This window comes from Hoskinsella mucinilytica, assembly GCF_045223415.1.
Classification (GTDB): Bacteria; Bacillota_I; Bacilli_A; order Erysipelotrichales; family Erysipelotrichaceae; genus Hoskinsella; species Hoskinsella mucinilytica.
This window is the reverse complement of record NZ_JBEQZJ010000005.1, coordinates 31,131-52,019: the sequence shown is the minus strand read 5'-3', so window position 1 is coordinate 52,019 and position 20,889 is coordinate 31,131. Positions and strand designations below refer to the sequence as shown.

At 35.8% G+C, this 20,889-nt stretch carries 24 protein-coding genes; 8 read left to right on the top strand and 16 right to left on the bottom strand.

What is annotated here, in order from left to right; all coding sequences use genetic code 11:
• Positions 1-188: 188 nt before the first annotated feature.
• The 8 genes from UGRO018_RS02750 to UGRO018_RS02715 all read left to right on the top strand — a co-directional run bounded on the left by UGRO018_RS02750 (position 189) and on the right by UGRO018_RS02715 (position 7,618).
• Positions 189-1,457, top strand: coding sequence for a PTS sugar transporter subunit IIC (locus tag UGRO018_RS02750; RefSeq protein ID WP_416324924.1), 1,269 nt, complete (start codon positions 189-191; stop codon positions 1,455-1,457).
• 21 nt (positions 1,458-1,478) lie between these two features.
• Positions 1,479-1,619, top strand: coding sequence for an HTH domain-containing protein (locus tag UGRO018_RS02745; protein ID WP_416324923.1), 141 nt, complete (start codon positions 1,479-1,481; stop codon positions 1,617-1,619).
• Entirely contained in the window at positions 1,591-3,405 is a 1,815-nt protein-coding gene (locus UGRO018_RS02740) for a BglG family transcription antiterminator (protein WP_416324922.1), read from the top strand. The genes UGRO018_RS02745 and UGRO018_RS02740 overlap by 29 nt, the downstream gene beginning before the upstream one ends.
• 93 nt (positions 3,406-3,498) lie before the next feature.
• A complete protein-coding gene (locus UGRO018_RS02735; protein WP_416324921.1) occupies positions 3,499-4,827 on the top strand; it encodes a 6-phospho-alpha-glucosidase in 1,329 nt (442 codons plus the stop codon).
• Positions 4,828-4,847: 20 nt separating this feature from the next.
• Entirely contained in the window at positions 4,848-5,141 is a 294-nt protein-coding gene (locus tag UGRO018_RS02730) for a PTS sugar transporter subunit IIB (protein ID WP_416324920.1), read from the top strand.
• 10 nt (positions 5,142-5,151) lie between these two features.
• Positions 5,152-5,481, top strand: coding sequence for a PTS lactose/cellobiose transporter subunit IIA (locus tag UGRO018_RS02725; RefSeq protein ID WP_416324919.1), 330 nt, complete (start codon positions 5,152-5,154; stop codon positions 5,479-5,481).
• The gene (locus UGRO018_RS02720; protein ID WP_416324918.1) at positions 5,478-6,086 is read left to right on the top strand and encodes a hypothetical protein; all 609 of its coding nucleotides are present in this window, start codon (positions 5,478-5,480) and stop codon (positions 6,084-6,086) included. The genes UGRO018_RS02725 and UGRO018_RS02720 overlap by 4 nt, the downstream gene beginning before the upstream one ends.
• A 182-nt stretch (positions 6,087-6,268) precedes the next feature.
• Positions 6,269-7,618: an MATE family efflux transporter gene (locus UGRO018_RS02715; RefSeq protein WP_416324917.1), complete on the top strand. Its 1,350-nt coding sequence runs from the start codon at positions 6,269-6,271 to the stop codon at positions 7,616-7,618.
• 29 nt (positions 7,619-7,647) lie between these two features.
• On the opposite strand, the gene UGRO018_RS02710 is transcribed toward UGRO018_RS02715, so the two are convergent.
• The 16 genes from UGRO018_RS02710 to UGRO018_RS02635 are packed head-to-tail and all read right to left on the bottom strand — an operon-like array spanning position 7,648 to position 20,677.
• Positions 7,648-8,073 carry a chemotaxis protein CheW gene (locus UGRO018_RS02710; protein ID WP_416324916.1) on the bottom strand — a complete coding sequence of 142 codons (426 nt, stop codon included), beginning with the start codon at positions 8,071-8,073 and terminating at the stop codon, positions 7,648-7,650.
• A 4-nt stretch (positions 8,074-8,077) separates the two neighbouring features.
• A complete protein-coding gene (locus UGRO018_RS02705) occupies positions 8,078-10,063 on the bottom strand; it encodes an ATP-binding protein (protein ID WP_416324915.1) in 1,986 nt (661 codons plus the stop codon).
• Positions 10,064-10,080: 17 nt separating this feature from the next.
• Positions 10,081-11,010 (bottom strand): GGDEF domain-containing response regulator, encoded by a 930-nt coding sequence (locus tag UGRO018_RS02700; protein WP_416324914.1) that lies wholly within the window; start codon positions 11,008-11,010, stop codon positions 10,081-10,083.
• Between the two features lie 20 nt (positions 11,011-11,030).
• Positions 11,031-11,510 (bottom strand): chemotaxis protein CheD, encoded by a 480-nt coding sequence (locus UGRO018_RS02695; protein ID WP_416324913.1) that lies wholly within the window; start codon positions 11,508-11,510, stop codon positions 11,031-11,033.
• Positions 11,503-12,123, bottom strand: a complete 621-nt coding sequence (locus UGRO018_RS02690) for a chemotaxis protein CheC (protein ID WP_416324912.1) — start codon at positions 12,121-12,123, stop codon at positions 11,503-11,505. Before UGRO018_RS02690 ends, UGRO018_RS02695 begins: the two co-directional genes overlap by 8 nt.
• 12 nt (positions 12,124-12,135) lie before the next feature.
• On the bottom strand, positions 12,136-12,498 hold the full coding sequence (locus tag UGRO018_RS02685) for a response regulator (protein WP_416324911.1): 363 nt from the start codon (positions 12,496-12,498) through the stop codon (positions 12,136-12,138).
• A 2-nt stretch (positions 12,499-12,500) separates the two neighbouring features.
• Complete coding sequence (locus tag UGRO018_RS02680) at positions 12,501-14,192, bottom strand: methyl-accepting chemotaxis protein (RefSeq protein ID WP_416324910.1); 1,692 nt, start codon at positions 14,190-14,192, stop codon at positions 12,501-12,503.
• Positions 14,193-14,211: 19 nt separating this feature from the next.
• Entirely contained in the window at positions 14,212-14,685 is a 474-nt protein-coding gene (locus UGRO018_RS02675; protein ID WP_416324909.1) for a chemotaxis protein CheD, read from the bottom strand.
• Positions 14,682-15,251, bottom strand: coding sequence for a chemotaxis protein CheC (locus UGRO018_RS02670; RefSeq protein WP_416324908.1), 570 nt, complete (start codon positions 15,249-15,251; stop codon positions 14,682-14,684). Before UGRO018_RS02670 ends, UGRO018_RS02675 begins: the two co-directional genes overlap by 4 nt.
• 35 nt (positions 15,252-15,286) lie before the next feature.
• The gene (locus UGRO018_RS02665; RefSeq protein ID WP_416324907.1) at positions 15,287-15,649 is read right to left on the bottom strand and encodes a response regulator; all 363 of its coding nucleotides are present in this window, start codon (positions 15,647-15,649) and stop codon (positions 15,287-15,289) included.
• A 3-nt stretch (positions 15,650-15,652) separates the two neighbouring features.
• Complete coding sequence (locus tag UGRO018_RS02660) at positions 15,653-16,648, bottom strand: CheB methylesterase domain-containing protein (protein WP_416324906.1); 996 nt, start codon at positions 16,646-16,648, stop codon at positions 15,653-15,655.
• Positions 16,645-17,460: a CheR family methyltransferase gene (locus UGRO018_RS02655; protein WP_416324905.1), complete on the bottom strand. Its 816-nt coding sequence runs from the start codon at positions 17,458-17,460 to the stop codon at positions 16,645-16,647. Before UGRO018_RS02655 ends, UGRO018_RS02660 begins: the two co-directional genes overlap by 4 nt.
• A 4-nt stretch (positions 17,461-17,464) precedes the next feature.
• Entirely contained in the window at positions 17,465-17,857 is a 393-nt protein-coding gene (locus UGRO018_RS02650; RefSeq protein ID WP_416324904.1) for a chemotaxis protein CheW, read from the bottom strand.
• On the bottom strand, positions 17,857-19,944 hold the full coding sequence (locus tag UGRO018_RS02645) for a putative bifunctional diguanylate cyclase/phosphodiesterase (RefSeq protein WP_416324903.1): 2,088 nt from the start codon (positions 19,942-19,944) through the stop codon (positions 17,857-17,859). The genes UGRO018_RS02650 and UGRO018_RS02645 overlap by 1 nt, the downstream gene beginning before the upstream one ends.
• Before the next feature lie 10 nt (positions 19,945-19,954).
• Positions 19,955-20,224 (bottom strand): diguanylate cyclase domain-containing protein, encoded by a 270-nt coding sequence (locus tag UGRO018_RS02640; RefSeq protein ID WP_416324902.1) that lies wholly within the window; start codon positions 20,222-20,224, stop codon positions 19,955-19,957.
• An 18-nt stretch (positions 20,225-20,242) separates the two neighbouring features.
• Positions 20,243-20,677: a chemotaxis protein CheW gene (locus UGRO018_RS02635; protein WP_416324901.1), complete on the bottom strand. Its 435-nt coding sequence runs from the start codon at positions 20,675-20,677 to the stop codon at positions 20,243-20,245.
• Positions 20,678-20,889 lie beyond the last annotated feature (212 nt).

Sequence of the window (20,889 nt, the reverse complement as noted above, 5' to 3'; positions counted from 1 at the left end):
CTTTTATTATATGACATATTTGCAGTTTAGAAAAAATAAAAGATTTCCATAGGGTAAGGAAAAGTTTGTTTCCTAGGGGTATGGCAAAACCTTAATTGATAAATCAGCGTCTTTCTTTTAGACTTAAGGTAGCAATTAACAAACGGAGCTCATATAGTTGTTGCATATTTGAAAAGGAGTAGAAAATAATGAACGCATTACAGAATTTCCTTATGAAATACCTTATGCCGATTGCGAATAAGGTTGAACAGCAGAAGCATCTACAAGCAATTAAGGATGGTATGATTGCTAATATTCCGATTATCGTCGTTGGCTCAATCTGTTTGTTGCCTACCGCATTAATGAATTTATTTGGCAGTGGACCAGTATTTGACGCATTAAAGGCATGTAACCCATTCTTTAGCTACGTATCCTTATTTACAAACGATATCTTATCCATTTATGCAGCTTATTTGATTGCCAAGCAGCTTGCGAAGCGATATGATATTGATAACACAGAAACAGGAATCATTGCGATTGCAGTCCATTTGATCCTGGTTGGCTTTAGTGTAGAAAACGGTATCGGAACTGCTTATTTGGGGGCCAGTGGTTTATTTGTCAGTATCATTTCCGCAATCTTATCAGTGGAAGTCACAAGATTCCTTATCAAGAAGAATGTCATCATTCATCTTCCATCTAGTGTTCCGGCAATGGTTGGGGAAAGCTTTGCGGCATTGATCCCTTTGGTTATCAATGTTGCGATTGCATCCATTATCGCAAATGTTACCATTATCACAACAGGAAAGATCTTCCCTGAGTTTATTATGGGACTATTGGCACCTGCGATTTCTACTATGGATACCTTACCTGCATTACTTTTGGTTATCTTTTTCACTCAGATCCTTTGGTTCTTCGGTTTGCATGGTCCAAGTATTACATCCGCAGTTTGGTCACCATTTGCGATTGCATATGGTGCAGAGAATATCGCAAATTTCGCAGCAGGAAAACCAGTCACACACATATTCACTTTCGGGATGTATTACAATATTCTACAAGTAGCCGGTTCTGGATTGACCTTAGGGCTTGTGATCTTAATGATCCGCTCAAAGTGTAAAGCATTTAGTGCAGTAGGTAAAGCAGCCATCGTGCCATCTATTTTCGGTATCAATGAGCCTGTGATCTTTGGCGCCCCAATCATTTTGAATCCGTTTATGTTCATTCCATTTGTATTTGGTCCATTGATCGTAACTGTGCTTGCTTATTTCGCATTCCAAACAGGGTTGATCGGTATGCCGATCGCAAATCCTCCAGGGTTCATGCCGGTAGGTGTAGGAGCATTCCTTATGACTTTAGATTGGAAAGCAGTCGTATTCGTATTCGGTGCATTGATTTTGATGGGATTGATTTATTATCCATTCTTTAAAATGATGGAAAAAGAAGAAATAAAAAAGGAAAATCAAGCGGTGGAGGAAGAATAAGCATTTCATTGGAGGTAGACTATGTTCACTGGAAGACAAAAGAAAATTATTGAGTTGATTGCAGGCAATGTACAAGGGATTTATGGCTCAACGATAGCCAGTACGCTGCAAGTGTCTTCTAGAACAGTACGTAATGAAATACAAACGATCAATAACCTATAACCTATGGAAGAAAGAGTGTCGCATTCTTTCTTCCAATCAAATAGGATATTATTTTGATGATAAAGATATTCATTTTGTACGTGATTTCCTTTATCAGGAAAGTACACAATACCACTCACAGGAAGATGAAAATCGTACCATTTCACTGTTAGGAATGTTGATTCATAAAGAGTCTTGGAATATATTTGATATCAGTGAAGAAATGTTTCTCTCTACGCAATCGATCTTACGTGAGGTACAGAAGCTAAAACGATATCTAAAGAAAGAATATGATGTTGATGCGATCACAGTAAAGGCAGATGAGGTTCGTTTTTCCTTACATGAGAACCTTTTAAGAAAGCTTTTAATGCGTATCATGAAAGATGAGGTATTAAAGACAGATAACACTAAAATACCTTGTTTAAAAGAACTTTTATATGAAGCATATGATCAAATGGAATTCACCTATATCACAAAGATGATAGAAGAGTATTTTCAAAAGAAACAAGTAATGCTGACAGATGATTGTTTGATCATGGTTTCCAGTGCCATTTATATTAGCTATGTAAGAAATTTAACCAATCATTTGATTGAAGAATCTGAACCATATGAAAAAGATGAAGCTGTAGCACAGCTGTTAGATGAATTAAGAAAAGCTGATGTAGTGATCATGGAACATGATGAAGCTCTTTTGCATAACTTTCTACATATCTTTAAATTGAACGCTTTTAATGAGGATGAGGATGAAATCAGTGATTTCAGTATTCGTATCTTTGATGAATTTTGTAATGAGGTCATGGATAAATATAATTTTGATTTACGTAGTTCTTCTTTTTTATATCAAAATATGCTTGTTCATATCGAATATATGATACGACGGTTAAAAGGTGATTATGAGCTATTAAATCCTATTTTAAAAGATGTAAAGAAAAATTATCCGTTTTCTTATGAAATCAGTATGTTATTGGTGCATATCGTTTATAAGTATTTAAATCGTTATATTCAGGATGATGAATTATCTTATATTGCTATTTATATCGAACATTTTGTAGAAAACGTAAATCAAAAATTAAAGGTCGCACTTGTTGCGACACCTAGAAAAAGTGTGATGAATATCATTCAATCTTGGCTAAAAAATCATTTTTATAATCAAATTGAAATCGTTGAAGTGATTGGTCAACACGCTTTAGATGAGTATGTGAAAAAACAAGATGTAGAATTTATCATTGCATTATCAGATACCATCATTCATCCTAAAGTTCCTATGTATCGAATATCTGATTTCCCAGGTGAAATCGATCAAAAACAAATCAATTCCATGATACGAAAGGTACGTGTATCTTATCGTTTTAAGGATATTTTAGAAAAAATATTTCATCCGGAATTACTTCATATTTATGAAGAAGAGACGACATTTGAAAATGTCATAGATGTGACAAGTAAGACTTTAAAGGCTTATGGACATATCGAAGATGAAAAAGCATTTTATGATGATATCTTATTGCGAGAAGTGAATTATCCAACATTTTTAAATGAACGTTTTATGATCCCACATCCATTGGCAACGTTCGCTAAGCGAACAGCTGTGGCAGTCGCTATCATAAAACAACCGATCATAATGGATACTCATCATATACAGATTATATTTACATTGGCAATCGAGAGAAAACAAAATGATGATATCAATGTTTTGTTTCATTTCTTTAAACAAATTGCCGCAAGAAAAGAAGCTATGGAAATGCTTAGTAGAGTACATGATGCACAAGAGCTACAACAGGTATTATTGCAGTTATCACAAATGCTGTAATTCGAGGTTTTCCTAGGGTTTAGGAAAAGGTTAGGTTGAGTGTAACCAGATGCTTTACTATAATAAGTTTAAATAAGAAAAGAGGTAAAGAATATGAATAAATTCTCAGTTGTAATCGCAGGTGGAGGAAGTACTTATACTCCGGAAATTATCTTGATGTTATTAGATAACTTGGATAAACTCCCTTTGCGTTGTATTAAATTATATGATAATGATGAAGAACGTCAGAATAAGTTAGCGAAAGCATGCGAAATTCTTGTGAAAGAAAAAAATCCGGAAATCGATTTTGTCGCAACGATCGATCCCCAAATTGCATATACAGATGTTGACTTCTGTCTTGCACATATTCGAGTTGGTCAATTACCAATGCGTGAGATGGATGAAAAGATCAGTTTGAAACATGGTGTTGTAGGACAGGAAACTTGTGGTCCCGGAGGCATTGCTTATGGGATGAGATCCATTGCCGGGGTATTGGAAAATATCGATTATATGGAAAAATATTCCCCTAATTGTTGGATGTTGAACTATTCTAATCCGGCGGCAATCGTTGCGGAAGCATGTAGAAGACTTCGTCCTAACTCTCGTGTGATCAATATCTGCGATATGCCAATCGGTATGGAAAACGGGTTTGCGGAAATCTTAGGCTTCAAAGATCGTAAAGAAATGGATGTACGTTATTTCGGATTAAATCACTTTGGTTGGTGGACTTCTATCAAGGATAAAGATGGCAATGAATTGTTACCGAAATTGGTAGAACATCAATTAAAATACGGAAACTGTCCTGCCGGTGATGATGAAGGAATGTATACGGATGATAGTTGGAAAGAAACAGCACGTAAAGTAAAAGATATCGTTGCATTGGATCCTACGACTTCTCCGAATTCTTATCTGAAATATTACCTATTTCCTGATGAAGTTGTTGCACACTCTGATCCAAAATATACAAGAGCAAATCAGGTTATGGATACTAGAGAAAAACGAGTGTTTGGTGAATGTGCAAGAATCGAACAGGCAGGAACTTCAAAAGATACAACACTTGAAATCGGAATTCACGCATCTTTCATTGTTGATTTAGCGACAGCTTTGGCATTTAATACACATGAGCGAATGTTATTGATCGTCGAAAACAATGGAGCGATTGAAAATTTCGATGATGATGCTATGGTAGAAATTCCTTGTATTGTCGGAAAAGATGGTTATGAGCCATTATCTATCGGTAAAATACCAACCTTCCAAAAAGGACTTATGGAAGAACAGGTAGCTGTAGAAAAATTGGTAGTAGATGCATGGATCGAGCATAGTTACTTAAAACTATGGCAAGCTTTGACATTATCAAAAATCGTACCAAACGCTACGGTTGCGAAAGCAATTTTAGATGATATGATTGAGGCTAATAAAGAATATTGGCCTGAATTGAAATAACAGCTGAGAGGAGAATCGCTATGAAAATATTATTGTGTTGCAACGCAGGAATGTCGAGTTCTATTTTGGTAAGCAGAATCAAAGAAGCCGGTGAAAAAAGAGGAATCGATATAACCATTAAAGCAGTCGCAAACTCATCCATTAAAGATCAGGTTGGGAAATGGGATGTCTGCCTGGTAGGTCCTCAGCTTATCTATGCAGTGCCTTCTATCAAGCAGCAATTAAATATCCCGGTGGCAAGTGTGGAACCAAGAACCTATGCACTTGCGGATGGCGATAAGGCATTGGATTTTGCAGTGTCATTAATGAAATAAGGATAAAATTATGGTTAATGTAGAAAAAATATCACAGGTAGCGATGGAAATCATTACCTACGCAGGACTTGCCAAATCATGTTATATGGAAGCATTGATGCTTTGTAAACATGGGGAATATCAGGCAAGTAAAGAGAAGCTTAGTCAAGGAGATGAAAGTTTTTCGCAAGCCCATTCCTCTCATCTTCAGACATTAAGTGATGAGATGTCAACACAAGATCCACAAATCACTTTATTGTTGACACATGCTGAGGATCAGCTAATGGGAGCTGAAACAATTAAGATTTTAGTACAGGAGAATATTGATATTTATAAAGAAATGAGAGGTATTTCTATATGAGTACAGATTACAGCCTATGGGCTGAAGCAAAGACAAAGCATGGTCTTGCCGTAGATGAGGTCGTATCTGGTTTACAAAAGGCGATTCGCAGATCTATGGTTGAGCTGGCATGTCGATATGCTTATGAACTTTATACAACAAGCCCTGTTTTATTAGAAAAGGTATGGAGTCGATTATTAACCATATCCGTTGAGGATGTTGGTTTTGGAAATCTGGATGCATCACGTCATATGTATATTTTAAATGAAATGAGAAAAAATTATGCTTATGATGATGTAGATCAGCCTATGTATTTTATACATGCAATTCGTATTCTTTGTGCTTCACAAAAAGATCGTTCCAGTGACTTTTTAAAGAATATCGTGATAAAAACAGCCGCAATGGGTGAGGTGCCGGAAATCATTGATATCGCTTTGGATAAGCATACCAAACGAGGAAAAGAAATGGGAAGAGATTCTAAACATTTCTATGAAGAGGGCAGTAAGGTGATTCCTCAGATGGATATCGATAATGATTATAGAGAACGTTATGGTAAGATCCTAGAAACTTATGATCCTGAGAAAGTAGAAAAGGACGCATTCCGATATGCAGTCGGAAGAGTTTAAATAAACTGTTTTAAAATTTTAAATGTACAGTTGAAATATTTATAAATACCCTGTACAATAGAACCATACAGTGGTGTAACCCATACCACATGTATCTCGCTTTGCATAACAACATAAGAAACTATCGAAGTGAATTAAAAGGAACCCGGGGTTCCTTTTTTGTTTGAAAGAGAGGTAAATTTATGAAAGAAAACAAAATGGGCACAATGGAAATCAAAAAGCTAATCATGACGATGTCTTTACCGATCATGATCTCTATGCTGGTACAAGCACTTTACAATATCGTAGACAGTATGTTTGTTGCCAGAGTATCTGATAATGCACTTGCGGCAGTATCGCTTTGTTATCCGATTCAAATGATCATAGTTGCGCTAGCTTGTGGTACTGCAGTTGGTTTGAATGCTTTGTTATCACGCTATCTTGGACAAAAGATGCAAAAAGAAGCCAATCAGGTTGCGTTACATGGCATCCTTTTGGCAGTTGTGAATTGGATCGTCTTCGCAATCATCGGTATCTTTTTTTCCGAACCGTTCTTACGTTTATTCTCAACAGATGAGGAAATTCTTCAAATGGGAATCAGCTATATGCGTATTTGTACGATTTTATCCTTTGGTGTCTTTATGCAGATCACTTATGAAAGAATCATGCAGTCAACCGGAAACACTGTTTACAATATGATCATTCAAGGCGTAGGAGCATTGGTAAATATCCTATTAGATCCTATCTTTATCTTTGGTATGTTTGGTATGCCAAAGCTAGGTGTTACAGGTGCGGCTATTGCGACCGTAACAGGACAGATCATTGCGATGTTAATGGGTATCATCATCACCCAAAAGAAAATCAAGGAAGTACAAATTCATTTCAAAGAGTTTAAGTTTCATATGCAAATGATAAAAGATATGTATCGTATTGCGATTCCCGCAATTTTGATGCAATCTATCATGAGCTTTATGACGGTATTTATGAATATGATCTTAGTTCGATTCAGTGAGCTTGCCGTATCCGCATTTAGTATCTACTTTAAGCTACAACAGTTTGTGTTTATGGCAGTGAATGGAATGAACAATGCGTTGATACCGATCATCTCATATAATTATGGCGCAAAGAAACAAAAAAGAATCATGGAGTCCATTCATTTTTCACTTCTTATCGCTTGTGTGATCATGGTCGTAGGTACCATGATATTTCAAATATTCCCACAACAGTTAATGTATTTATTTGATGCGAAGGAGGAAATGATGAGTATCGGTGTACCTGCGTTACGAATCATCAGTCTATCCTTTATCTTTGCGGGAGTATCTTTGGTGTTAAGTTCTGTATTTCAATCAGTGGATCATGCGAATAAATCCTTAGTAGTCACCTTATTAAGGCAAATGGTGTTGTTGTTGCCTTTGGTATATGTCTTAGCGCAACAGTTTGGCTTAGATGCTTTGTGGTGGGCATTCCCGATTACCGAAGCTATCGTCAGTGTACTAGCCTTTGTTTATTTACAAATTGTCAAGAAAAAGACGATCTTGACACTAGAAGCATAGAAAAAGCTATGATCATTTCATAGCTTTTTCTATGTCAAGATATCCTCTAACAATCGTTCTAATGTCTGTTTCATATCCAATATATAAATACAACGACTTTGTTGCATACATAAACGATGTATGATGACTTTACCATTATCGTTGTTGTAGGGAGTATCCTGCGTTAAGGTGGATTCATAAATGATAAAAGGAATATCATTCATACGAAGGATCAATTGATATTTATCCACTTGAAGAAGTAACATACAACAACGTTTATCCGGAATGTCCTTATTCATTAGATGAGAAAAGGATAATACGGGATAAATGACACCTTTATGATTACATAATCCTGTAAATACAGGATTTAATCGAGGCATTGGTGTTACCTTTTGTTCATCAAAGGATTCCTGTACCATATCTAAAGGAATACCATAAATATTTTCAAATGCATGAAAACATAACAAATCACTCATAACATCACCTCTTCTTTAAACAGCAATTTAATAAATATTCTGTGTTCAGTGTCATACAAATACTACCATCTCCTAATAGACTACATCCGGATATACCTGTATGTTTTTTGAATTCCGTACCGATCATCATAGGTAAAGGCTTATCTACAATATGTTGATAACTGATGATAGAATCTACGATCAAGCATGCTTCCAAGGAGGAAGATTCTACATAAATTAAGGTTCTTGTAGTGGCTTGTGGACTTTCTAATTGGAAAAAATCATGTAAAGATAGGATAGGAAGAACCTTGTCTTTGTATAAATAGAGCTGATGTCCGTTTTCCATTAGGATATTAGGATCATGCTCATCATAGGCAAACAGATGAAGAACATGATGGGAAGGAATAGAGAAGGTATTGTTGCCACAACGAAATAATAAGCTTTCAATGATCGTCAGAGTTAAAGGTAGATATAGCGTGAAACTTGTGCCTTTTTGCGGAACGCTTGAAATGGAGACATGGCCTTTGAAACGATCGGTCATGTTTTTCACTACATCCAGACCTACGCCTCTTCCTGAAAACTCATTGGCTTTTTGATTGGTTGAAAAACCGGGTAATAAGATGAAAGAAAAAATTTCTTCTTCACGATAAGGATAATCCGGTTTCCATAAATTTTTTTCTTGTGCTTTTGTTTTGATTTTTTCAATATCCATCCCACATCCATCATCTCGAACACAAATGACGATTTCACCATTGGTATTTTCAATACTTAATTCAATCGTTCCCTTTGTGGGCTTATGATTGGATAAACGCTCTTCTTTGCTTTCAATGCCATGATCAACAGCATTACGTAATAAATGCATCAAAGGATCAAATAGGCTATCGACAATTTCTTTATCAATCTCAATATCTTCTCCTTTTACAACAAAATTGATATCCTTTTGTTCTTTATGAGCGATATCTCTTACAACACGATTTAGCTTAGGCATTATTTGTGCAATTGGCACCAAACGGGCTGTCATAACAATTTCTTCCATATCCAATAGTGTTTTATGAAAACTTCGTTCAAACTGTTGAAGAAGCTCCTTTTGACCAAGTTCTTCCATTTTGGTAATCATCGTAGACTCTGCGATCATTAATTCTCCCGTTAGATTTTGTAGTTGATCTAGTTTAGATACATGAACCGGGATGAGTGCAGAAGGCTCTAGAGAAGAAGTAGATGATTCCATAGATGCACTAGATGGTTTCTTTTCCTTTTTTTGAATGCTCATTTGATAAGTATCTCGATCAATGATCTCACATTTTTCGACAAATAATGCACGATGTAGTTTTTCTAATATCTGCTGTTGTTGTTTCGTTTCACAATGAAGGAAAAAGCCATTTTCTTGGATCCATTGAGCTGTTTCAGGATTTTGTTCTAATTCAAAAGGATGATATTCTAAAGTGATACACAAAGGTTTGATTTGCGTTGAAATCATATATGCACGAATGTTTTCCATCCGACAATCTTTTTCAAAAGTCAAACGTACAAACATACCTGTGGAAGATATACGTGGTGCTTCTTTTTCTATCGATGTCTTATCATCGACTTTTTGTGATGTATTGAGTTCTTCTAATAACGTCTGTGTTTGATTGATCAAATCTGTAGTTGGATCCGGTATATAATCATCCGATTTGATGTGATCTAATTGACGATGCATAAAATCAGATATCGCAAATAATAGCTCAAAGGTTTCTGTTTCAAAACCTTGTAGTTTCGTCGGATGGTCTCGAAATATAGCGAAAAGATCTTCTGCAGTATGCATTAAGGTCGCAATCCCTTGTAAGTTCATCATTGAGGATGAGCTTTTCGTTGTATGCATGATACGAAATATAGAATGAATATCCTCTTTGGTAAAGGCATTGCTTTTCTCTGTTCGCATTAAAATGGTATCTAGTTGTTCAAATAAGGAATTTGTTTCATATAGATAGACATCCAGCATAGACATCTGATCTTCATCAAATATACTCATGGTTTGGCACCTGCCTTTTATTGTTGTGTTTCATCATACCAAATCGAGCAGTTTTTGCCACTCCTTTTTCCGATATACAATGCTTCATCAGCATGTTCTAGATTTTCAACAAAGCTTACATCTGTTTGGTACGTGCTGATACCTATGGAAATGGTACAGCGAAAGGGTGCTTGTTTAGAATAGAAAGGGAAATTCTCAATATCTTTACGAATACGTTCACTCATGGAAAATGCTTCTTCATGGCTTAATCCATGTAAAATGATCAGAAACTCTTCACCACCCCATCGTATCGTAATGGCCTTAGAAGAGATGCTTTCCATAATGTTTGCGATTCCGATCAAAACGATATCTCCGATTTCATGACCATAATCATCATTGATATGTTTAAAATCATCAACATCACACATCAACAAAAAGGTATCTCGTTGATCACTTGTGATCTTTTGTTTTAATTCTTCTTCTACATATCGGCGATTATAAAGACCGGTCAAAGGATCACGAAAGGCAAACGCATTTAGTTTTTTCATATTTGCTTCCATTTCTTCATTCATCTTTTTTAATTCATCTTTCATTTTTTTCTCTTGAAGATGAACTTGAATGCGAGATTTCAGCTCAACATTATGAAAAGGCTTTTTAATATAATCACATGCACCTAATGAAAATCCTTTTACGATATCACTATCTTGATCTTTTGAGGTAAGAAAGATAATGGAAGTCTGATTTTTATCTATGGCTTTGATTTTATGATAAAGCTCATATCCTTCCGTATCCGGAAGAATGACATCTAATAGAATCAAATCCGGTTGAAAGTTAGAAACTTGTTGTAAAGCTTGTGCACCATCATGTGCTTTTTGAAGTTCTATGCTTTCATTTTTAAATATTTGTTCGATTTGTTGGCAGATGTATTCACTGTCATCAATCACTAATAATCTAGGTATATTGTTCATGATCTTCACTCTCCCATAATTCAAATATACTGTATGCCATGTTGGACCGTTTTCACTTTTAAACTACCATCCTTTGAGGAAAACCAAATAGAACGTCCATAGTTTTTTCCGGTATCTTCCGCTATGATGGGAATATGCAGTTTTCTTAATGTTTCTTTTACAGCAGTAATATTTCGTTGTCCTATCCCTGTTTTGGTTTCTTCTGTTTGAAACATCTCTGCACCACCTGCGATCTTGGCGATGATCCTTTTTTTATCTGCACCCTTATGGATCATCATCGTTACTAATCTTGTGACTCCGCTATCCGCAAATTTAAATGGTTGGTTTATGATGGTATCATCATAATGCGTTGGTAGTAGAATATGCACCATACCTGCCATATGTTTGTTTTTTTCATATAGACAGACACCGACACAAGAGCCAAGCGCATAAGTAACCAATGTCTGATCATGATGAGCAATATGTGCATCTGCAATTCCTACCGTAATAAGATCATTCATAAGGAATGCCTAATTTGATTAGCATGTGTTCTAATGCGTCTAGTTCAGGAAGGAATAAGATATGGCTGACAAATGATTTCTGGTCAAATTGAAAACGATTTTCAATAAACATCAATTCATCACATTGATAGCCATATAGGATCATAGGAACACTTAGCAAAGCTCCTACCATATCTCCGCAAATAGAAGGGACAGATACTGTCATTTCTGTATCGGTAAGCTTAGAAATTGCATTGATGTATGAACAGCACATAATATTACCTGTTTCACATATGGCAGAACTAGATAATTCATCTAAATTTCTCACATCGTCTACTTTTGTGCCAAGTAAGGTTTCCAACATTTGTTTTGTGAATTCTTCATTTAAAAGAAACATGAAGATACCGGATAAGCCGTTTACACGTAGTAAGATGCCAACCTTGAATTCCTCAGCCCCTCCCAACAAAGAAGGAGCATCTTTATAAGAAATGATACGTATGAGAGGAATGTCGATTTCGATATCTTTTCCTGTCATGGCAGAAAGTGCAGTTGTCGCATGACCTGTACCGATGTTCCCGATTTCTCTTAAGGCATCCAAAGCATTTTCATTTAAATCAGAATATTTATTTAACATGAAATATTCCTCCTATTTCAAATAACGTTTTACTGCGTTGATGATCTGTTCATTTTGAAACGGTTTTACGATAAAATCTTTGGCTCCTAGAGCGATCGCTTTCATGATTTGTGATTGTTGACCTGCTGCAGAGCACATAATGATGGGAATCGTCTTATCGTGTTTTCTCATGATATCTAAGGCACGAATGCCATCCATGACCGGCATAGAAATGTCAAGTAAGACCAAATCAGGATGCATGGTTTCAAATAATTCACAACCTATTTGTCCGTTTTTAGCTTCTAAACACTCACAAGGTATTGCGGATTCAAGTGTATCTTTCAATTTGGTACGCATAAACATTGCATCATCTACGATTAGTATTTTCGCTAACATATTTATATCTCATCTCTTTCTTGTATTTCAAAACGATTGACTAGATCTCGTAAGATTTGTGCTTGTGCGGCAAGTTCTTCACTAGCTGCGGCACTTTCTTCAGAGGTTGCGGAATTGCCTTGTACGATATCGGAAATTTGTTCAATGGATTGACGAATCTGAACAATGAAATTTGCTTGTTGAATGTTTGCTTGAGAAATGCGTTCGATCTTTGTGGCAACATTACGAGCTCCATCAACGATATGTTTGAGACTTTCTTCTGTAGAAACGATCAAAGCACTACCTTCTTCTACGGATTTTGTAGATTGTTGAATCAGATCCGCAGTAATCTTACTAGCATCCGTTGTCTTAGTCGCAAGCTTTCTGATTTCAGATGCAACAACAGAGAAGCCTCTACCTGCATCACCTGCTCGTGCAGCTTCAACTGCGGCATTTAAAGATAATAGATTTGTTTGGAATGCGATATCCTCGATTTCTTTTACGATACCCGTAATATTCATAGAGGTTTGACGAATGTCATTGATTGCTTCTGTAACAGCCTTCATTTGTTCACTGTTGTCTAATATTTCCTGTTCTACCGCATCCGCAAGATTACTAGCCGCTACAGTATCGTTCGCATTGTTTTTTACATTATCGGAGATTTCATTGATATTGGCCGCAAGCTCTTCAATAGAGCCGGTTTGCTCACTTGCGCCCTGAGATAACATTTGTGCTCCATTAGAAATCTGCTGAGCACCTCCGGATACTTGTTCTGCGGAATTACTGATTTTTAACATTGCTTCACTTAACAGTGTTGAGATTTTATCTAAGGATGTCTTTAACATTACAAAATCTCCCTTGAAGACCATATTGGTTTTATAATTCAGCTTACCTTTACCAAGCATGGTCATACAATGTTCGATTTCATTTAAATAAGTGCGCAATGTCGCAATGGTTTCCCTCATACTATCCGCAAGTATTCCCAACTCACTTTTAGAAGTATACGTTATTTCAGAATGCAGATTTCCATCAGATAATTCTTTAGCGGCATTCTTTAATTCTATCAATGGCTTTGTAATGCTTCTGGAAATGATATACCAAACGACACTTACAAAGATAATGGTAATGATCGCAAGTATGACCAATGTTTTTAACATGATGTCTGCGCTACGATCACTACTTTCATAATATGTGGTTGCTTCTTCCTTGGTCGTGGCTTCCATGTCACGAAGGAAAGCTCTGGCCTGTCTTGCTTCAGGTTCATATTCATTTTGATAAACCGTCATTGCTTCATCATATTTTTCGTTTTCCAACAAAGATACGACCTTATCTCTAGGACCTACTAAATTTTCATACATGGCTTTCATCTCTGCCATTTTTTCTGTATCTGTATATAGTTCCTCTAAATTAGCGATGGCTTGTTCAACATTGTTAATGCTTCTTTTCATTTCCGCAAAATCTTCTTCATTGTTTACAACATCTCTTCTATAAACAATTTGTAACATATCTCGTCCTACGATATATTGATTAAGACGAAAGCTTGTAGATTCATTTACGATCTTATAGGAAATATTGTGAAAATTACCAAAGCTTTCTGTAATATTGCGTACACCTACCACGGCTGTCGCAACCGTACATATATAAAATATCAATACAATGGCGAAGCTAAGTAGTAGCTTATTTCTGATTTTTAGATTCTTTAAATAGGTTATCATCTTATTTTACCGTCCTTTTTCAAATATGATATAAATAATTATTTCTTGTTTCAATATAGACCAATCCATCCTTTAAATGAAAATGGATGCTTCTGCCATAGCAATCTCCGACATCTTCACTGATGATAGGAACATGAAGTTTCATCAAAGCATGATAGGCAGAACGGATATTGGATTTACCGATATCCTCTTCTTGTTCTATTTCAGGTAATCGAAACAATTTAGCACCGCCAATGAGTTTTGCTTGGATTTGATTAGGATCCCCACCTCGCTGTAACATTCCCTCATATAATAAATGAATGGCACTGTTCACATACTTGGTATCAAAATCCTTTGATGTGTTTATCGGAAGAAGACTATTGACATATCCACCTAATTGATGAGATGCATCATATAAGCAAATACCAAGGCTGGAACCTAAAGCATATGAGGTAATGACAGATTCACCTGTATCGATGATCAATTCACCGGGTCTTGCGATAATTTCTTTCATGTCAGCTTCACCTCCAAAGCATCCATGATCGTAAGGATACATTCTTGCGGAAGCATAAACATCAGATGATTGATACAACCGTTTTCAATACTGAATTCATGATCTAAGCGATAAGACGGTTGCCCTTGTTGAAGGATGTAAGATAAACCATCATTGATGATTGAGCCTTTCATATCCATGGATACAGCAGGTAATTGAATTCGTATATTCAATTTTGTTTCTGATGATATTGCTTCTAGATAAGAAGAGGTCATGATACTGCAAATTTCTTGTAAGATAGAAATACTTTCTTTATCTAAATTTGAAAAATCTGAATGGGAAAAGGCTAAGTTGTTTAGGATCTTCTCTACGAATTCTTTTTCTAAGAGGAATAAGCCAAAGCCTTGAATGTTTTTATCAAAGGGAAAAAGGATACCGATCACTTCATCTTGCATTTGTGTTTCCTCAGATAAATAAGTATGATCGATTGGTTTTAACGTTGAGGTAGATGTTTTGATGGATCGTCGCAACATTGAGGATAGAGCCGTAGCTGCTGCGCCAATTCCGATATTACCCAGTTCATGCATAGTGTCCTGAACCTGTATCGTTAAGGTATCTGTTTTCATATTATCAAAGTGTCGATCATTTGGATCAATTGCTCATCTTTATAAGGTTTCACAATGAAATCCTTTGCGCCTATCCTCAATGCATTGGCGATCATATTATCTTGACCGACCGCTGAACACATTATGACCTTTGCATCGGCATCTAACATCAATAACTCTTGTAACACATCGATTCCTGTTTTATCAGGCATTGTAATATCTAATAAGACAATATCCGGTTGATGTTGTTTATAAAGAGAAATGCCTTCTTCCCCATTGGTAGCTTCAATAATATGATGATATCCATGTTTTGTTAAAGTTTTGATGATCAGCTTTCTCATAAACAATGCGTCATCTACGATCATGATTGTTTTTTCCATTCTCTATCTCCTCTTTCCTGTGATTGTGAAATGTTGAATCAGACAAGGCCCGATGTCAGAAAGGGCAAGTTCTCTGTTGTGTGCATGAAGCTCTTTCGCTACCTTTGGCATACTGTAGATCTCACTGGTGGAGGAATCTTGTATGATGGTAAAAGCTCCGGCATCCTTCATTTTCTTTAATCCAACTGCGCCATCACTTCCCATACCGGTTAATAAAATACCCGCAGCCAAGGAACCGGCAGCAGTAGCTACCGACTCGAATAGGATATCAATGGATGGGCAAACACAATGAAGTCGTTCTCCTTGTATATAATGTAAATGAAAGCCATCTGATTCTCTTTTCATAATGAAGTGCTTTTTTTGTTTTGAAATATAGACATTGCCATTTTGTATCAGATCGTTCTCTTTTGCAATTTGAACGTTTAAATCACATTGACGATCTAAATAATCCGCAAAGGCATAGGAATTGCCTTCACTCATATGTTGTACGATGACGATTCCACAAATGGTATCGGGTAAATGTTTTAATACTTCTACCAATGCTCTAGGACCACCTGTAGATGCTCCTATGGCTATGACATTGATACTAGGTAGTTTCTTTATGTGTAGGGGCTTTTTTTGTTCCTCACTCATATCTCTCATCATTTTAACCATCACAAGAAGCTTATTGACAAAAGTAGGTGATGTAAGATTTTCCGGCTTTATGATTACCTTATCCATCATATGAGAGATATCTACATCAGGATCTTTTTTTCTGATAAGCAATAGGTAAGGCATCTTAAGTGCTTGTATTTGCGTAACCTCGTTTAGCTCCTCACTACCCAACACATCACATTCATATAGTAAGCCATAGATAGGATAATGCTCTATACGTTCTTGTAAAGAAGAAGCATAATGAACAATGTGTAAGGCTAAGCTATGATCAGTTGCTAATAATGCAGGAAGCGCTGCTTCATCTTGGACATGTTTTTGAAACAATAAGATATGCAGTTGATTCATTTTCCATTCATCTCCTTCAATCGATACACTGAAGATTTCAGATATTCAAAATCCGGATTGCTTTGCGGCATCATTTCCGCATGTCCCAAAATAAGATAACCTTGTTTTTTTAAACAATTCGCAAAGCTGTGACAAATTTTACTTCTGGAGGCCTCATCAAAATAGATCAATACATTACGACAAAGAATCAAATGAAACTGATGTAAGCGAAAAGGTTCCATGAGATTGTGATAAGAGAAGGTTACCTGTTTTCTTATGTTATCTTTCATTTGAAACATCGTACCATCTTCGATTACGGTACAATAATGATGTTGCCAATGTTTCGGAAGCTTTTCCATGGCTTCGATAGGATAACGGGCTTCTCTTGCCTGTGCAAGCACTTTCGTGCTGATATCTGTTGCGGTAATCGTAACTTTAGGTAAGGTTTTGTTCTTCCTTCTATAATCCTCAAGATACATCGCAAGGGTGTAACATTCTTGTCCACTGGAACAGCCTGCCACCCAGATATGCATCGGAAGATGTTGATCCACATGAGGAAGGATACGCTCTTCGATGAACTGGAAATGAGAAGGCTCTCTCATGAAAAAAGTATAATTGGTCGTTATTCTATTGATCAATTCCTCTTGTAATTTTCCACTGGTATCCTGTTGTATGAGTCGCATATATTCTGTATAGCTTTTCACCTTTAATTGAGATAACACATTCATTAATCGATATTCGATCAAAACACGCTTTTTTTCAAGATTAATGCCATACTTCTTTTTCATAAAATTACAAAGTGAGATAAATTCATTATCCGTCAATCGAATCATGGTGTCACCTCCTATCTAGATCCTCCAATTGTAGATGATATATTTTTTGATCATGAATGTTACAGGAAAATGGCAAACTTCCATTTTCTTCTAAACACCAAGCTTGTTCTTTGATTGCTATGGTACCATAGATATGCTCAGCACATAATCCTAGGTATTCCTTTTGCGCTTCTACGATAATATAATAAGCTGCGCTATTTGTAGGCTGTTGAAATAGGATCTCTTCAGTATCAATGATGGCGGTCAAATGCTCATCTACAAGAACGATTCCTTTGATAAAAGGTTCTTTGATAGGAAGCTCCCATAAATCAGTTGCCGGAAGGATACGCAGTATGTTATTGTTCTCCATTGCATAATGATGTTCACCTTGTTGAAAATGTAAATAGGTTTCTTTCATCACACGTTTCCTCCAGAGAATTCATTCCAAAGCTGTGGTAAGAGCTGTTTGATGGGCACCGGCCTAGAATAATAGAAACCTTGTGCGATTTCACAACCGATTTCCTTTAAGAAGTTGATTTGCTTTTCTGTTTCAATGCCCTCGGAAATAACCTCCATATTCAACTGTTTTGCCATATTGATGATATTACTGAGGATGATTTTTTCTCGATGATTGCTGTCTTTTAGGAAAAACGCACGATCCAGTTTTAAGGAATCTACGGGAAGATCCTTTAAAAGATTTAAGGAAGAAAAGCCTGTCCCAAAGTCATCCATAGATAAAGAGAACCCTGCGGCCTTTAATTCCATTGCCTTTTGTATGACAACTACCTCATTCTCAAGGAAGGCACTTTCTGTGATTTCCAGTTCAATCAAATTCCTTGGCACATGCAATAAGTCACAAATATTCACGATTTGATGTACAATCTGTGAATCTTCCATATGAACACGAGAAATGTTTACCGCAATAGGCAAAGGTTCTAATCCCTGATCGATCCATGATTTGATTTGCATACAAACCTTTTTCAATACATAGAGATCCAGTTCTAAAATAAAGTGATTTCGTTCGAATAAAGGGATGAAATCATTTGGTTGTATGATTTCATTTTCACTACGATACCAACGAATTAATGCTTCCAAACCTATACAACGATGTGTTTTGATATTGATTTTAGGTTGATAATATACAACAAATTCTTCATCTTGTAATGCTTGTTTCATGATTTGCGATAAGTGATGCTCTTTTATGTTTTGTGCTTCAATTTCATTATTGAAGAAAGCATAACTGCTTTTATGAGAATCTTTGATAGACTTTCTAGCCATATTTGCATAATCGATCATTTCGGCTACTGTTTTATCTGTACGTTCAAATAAATAGATACCAGCCATACATAAAATTCTGGCCTTATTTTCAAAACTGATAGAACAACGCTCTAACTTTTTAAGTAAAGAAGTTATTCGCTGTTTCAATCGATCTAAATCTTTATAATAAAGACATAACACAAAAGTATCACTGTCAATTCTCGCATAGCATTCATTTGATTCTATGAATAAGTGTAAGATTTGAGCAATCGAGATCAAGATTGCATTGCCATATTGATAGCCATATTCAGAATTGATAAATTTAAAGTTCTTAATATCTACTGTAATCAAAGCCTTATGTTGATCCTGATAGAAATACTGTCTTTGTGCCATAACAGAAGTAAATTTATTTAAATTCCATGCATTGGTCAAAGGATCTCGATTGGTAACCAACTGATGAATGCGTTGTGCTCTTAATTGTAGAATATTGGTTGTCACGATATTGGATAACATAGAAAAAGTTGCGATTTCTTTGGCAGTCCATACACGTTCCTTTTTGCTATCGATCATACAAATATAACCAATGTATTCTCCATTATCATATAGAGCACTTTGAAGAAGTGATTGTGCTCCTCTGATCTTAGCTCTTAATGCCATAAAGACATCGTGTTTGAACATATCACTTATTTGATTGCATACCAAAAGACCTCTTTCATCAAACACTTCTTTATGACGATTTCCAATCGATAAAGGTCCTTTTTTAAAATTATCGTTTTCCAATAAAACATCTTGACGATACCAGTCATGAGTGATGGTATAACCCTCATCAAAACAATCTTTTTCTGTTACATAAATTTGCTGGGTCTTAAAATAGTCACACATACGAGAAAGTAACATTTCGATACCAAAAGATAAATCAGAACAGTCAAACAGAAAATTCATCATATCCGTGATATATAACGTATCTACATCTTGTGAATCCAATTTATATTCAGGAATCGTAAGAGGATAACGTGAGATGTTCGGTATCTGTGTGGTATCATCAACGACAAGCATGCTATGTGTCTGTTTTGCGACATCAAGGCAGGATTGAGTCTTCCTTAGCAATTCATCAAAGGTTTTTTCTTCATCCACATGATAAACACCAACATGAAAGTGTTGGATGATCATACATTTGGAAAGTAAATCGGAATGATCGATGGAAACTTGAAGCTGCTGAAGGGTTCGTTTGATATCTAAGGTATTCATAGAACCAAAATTATATAAAAAAAGTATCAGCACTTACTCTGACAAAAATATCTGTTTTATGAAATACTTTGGTCAAAAGAAAGGAAAACTTCGCAAGAGAAAGATTTGCATTTTTTTCACCATAGTTTGCTTTCATTTGATCCCAATCGCCAGAGCGAATTAAAAATACAGTATCTGTTTTTCTTCCACCTTGTAAAGCTTTGGCGATTTCGATACATGCATTATCGTATACAAAAAAATTGGTTAGCGTATCTAACTTTCTACACTCGTCCTCTTTCATGGTTCTCCTTTCCATAGATTATGGATAACATCTTTCTATCAGTTTGGTGAAATCTATTTCATATGCTATACGGTTATCTTCTAGAAGATAACATCCCTTAAGATAATTCAAGTTATCTATCTTCATATAAGATGGAAGTGCATACACTTGTTTATCAAGGTATCTTACCATCTCGATATGTTCTAGATATACAATAAGCTCTTTTCCCTCTATTTGCGTAACGATCGCATAAAGCTCTTCTTTTGCCGGTAAGCGATGAAAAAGCGCAGACAAAGAGTAGAAAGGATATTCCACATCTTCATAGATAACACAATGCTTATTTTTATCTGATGGTTGAATATCATTTTTTGAAAGTATGGTTTTCATCATCTCTAATGGAAACAATAATGTAAGATTACCACATGTTGCTTCTAGCACATAATGGCTCTGTTGTTTGTTTGATTCCGTTTGCATAGCCTCACCAGTCTATCTTTTTTTTAATTTGTAAGAGATTACATCATGTAATCGTCATATCTTTATTATACATGATTTTTCATAACATTTGGTAATGAATTCACAAGTTCCCATGATTTTGTGATAAAAAGAGCTTTTATTTCGTAAAACTGCTACTTTTTATATATTTATCAAACGTATATGTGACACATGATGGAATGGATGGCTTCTTT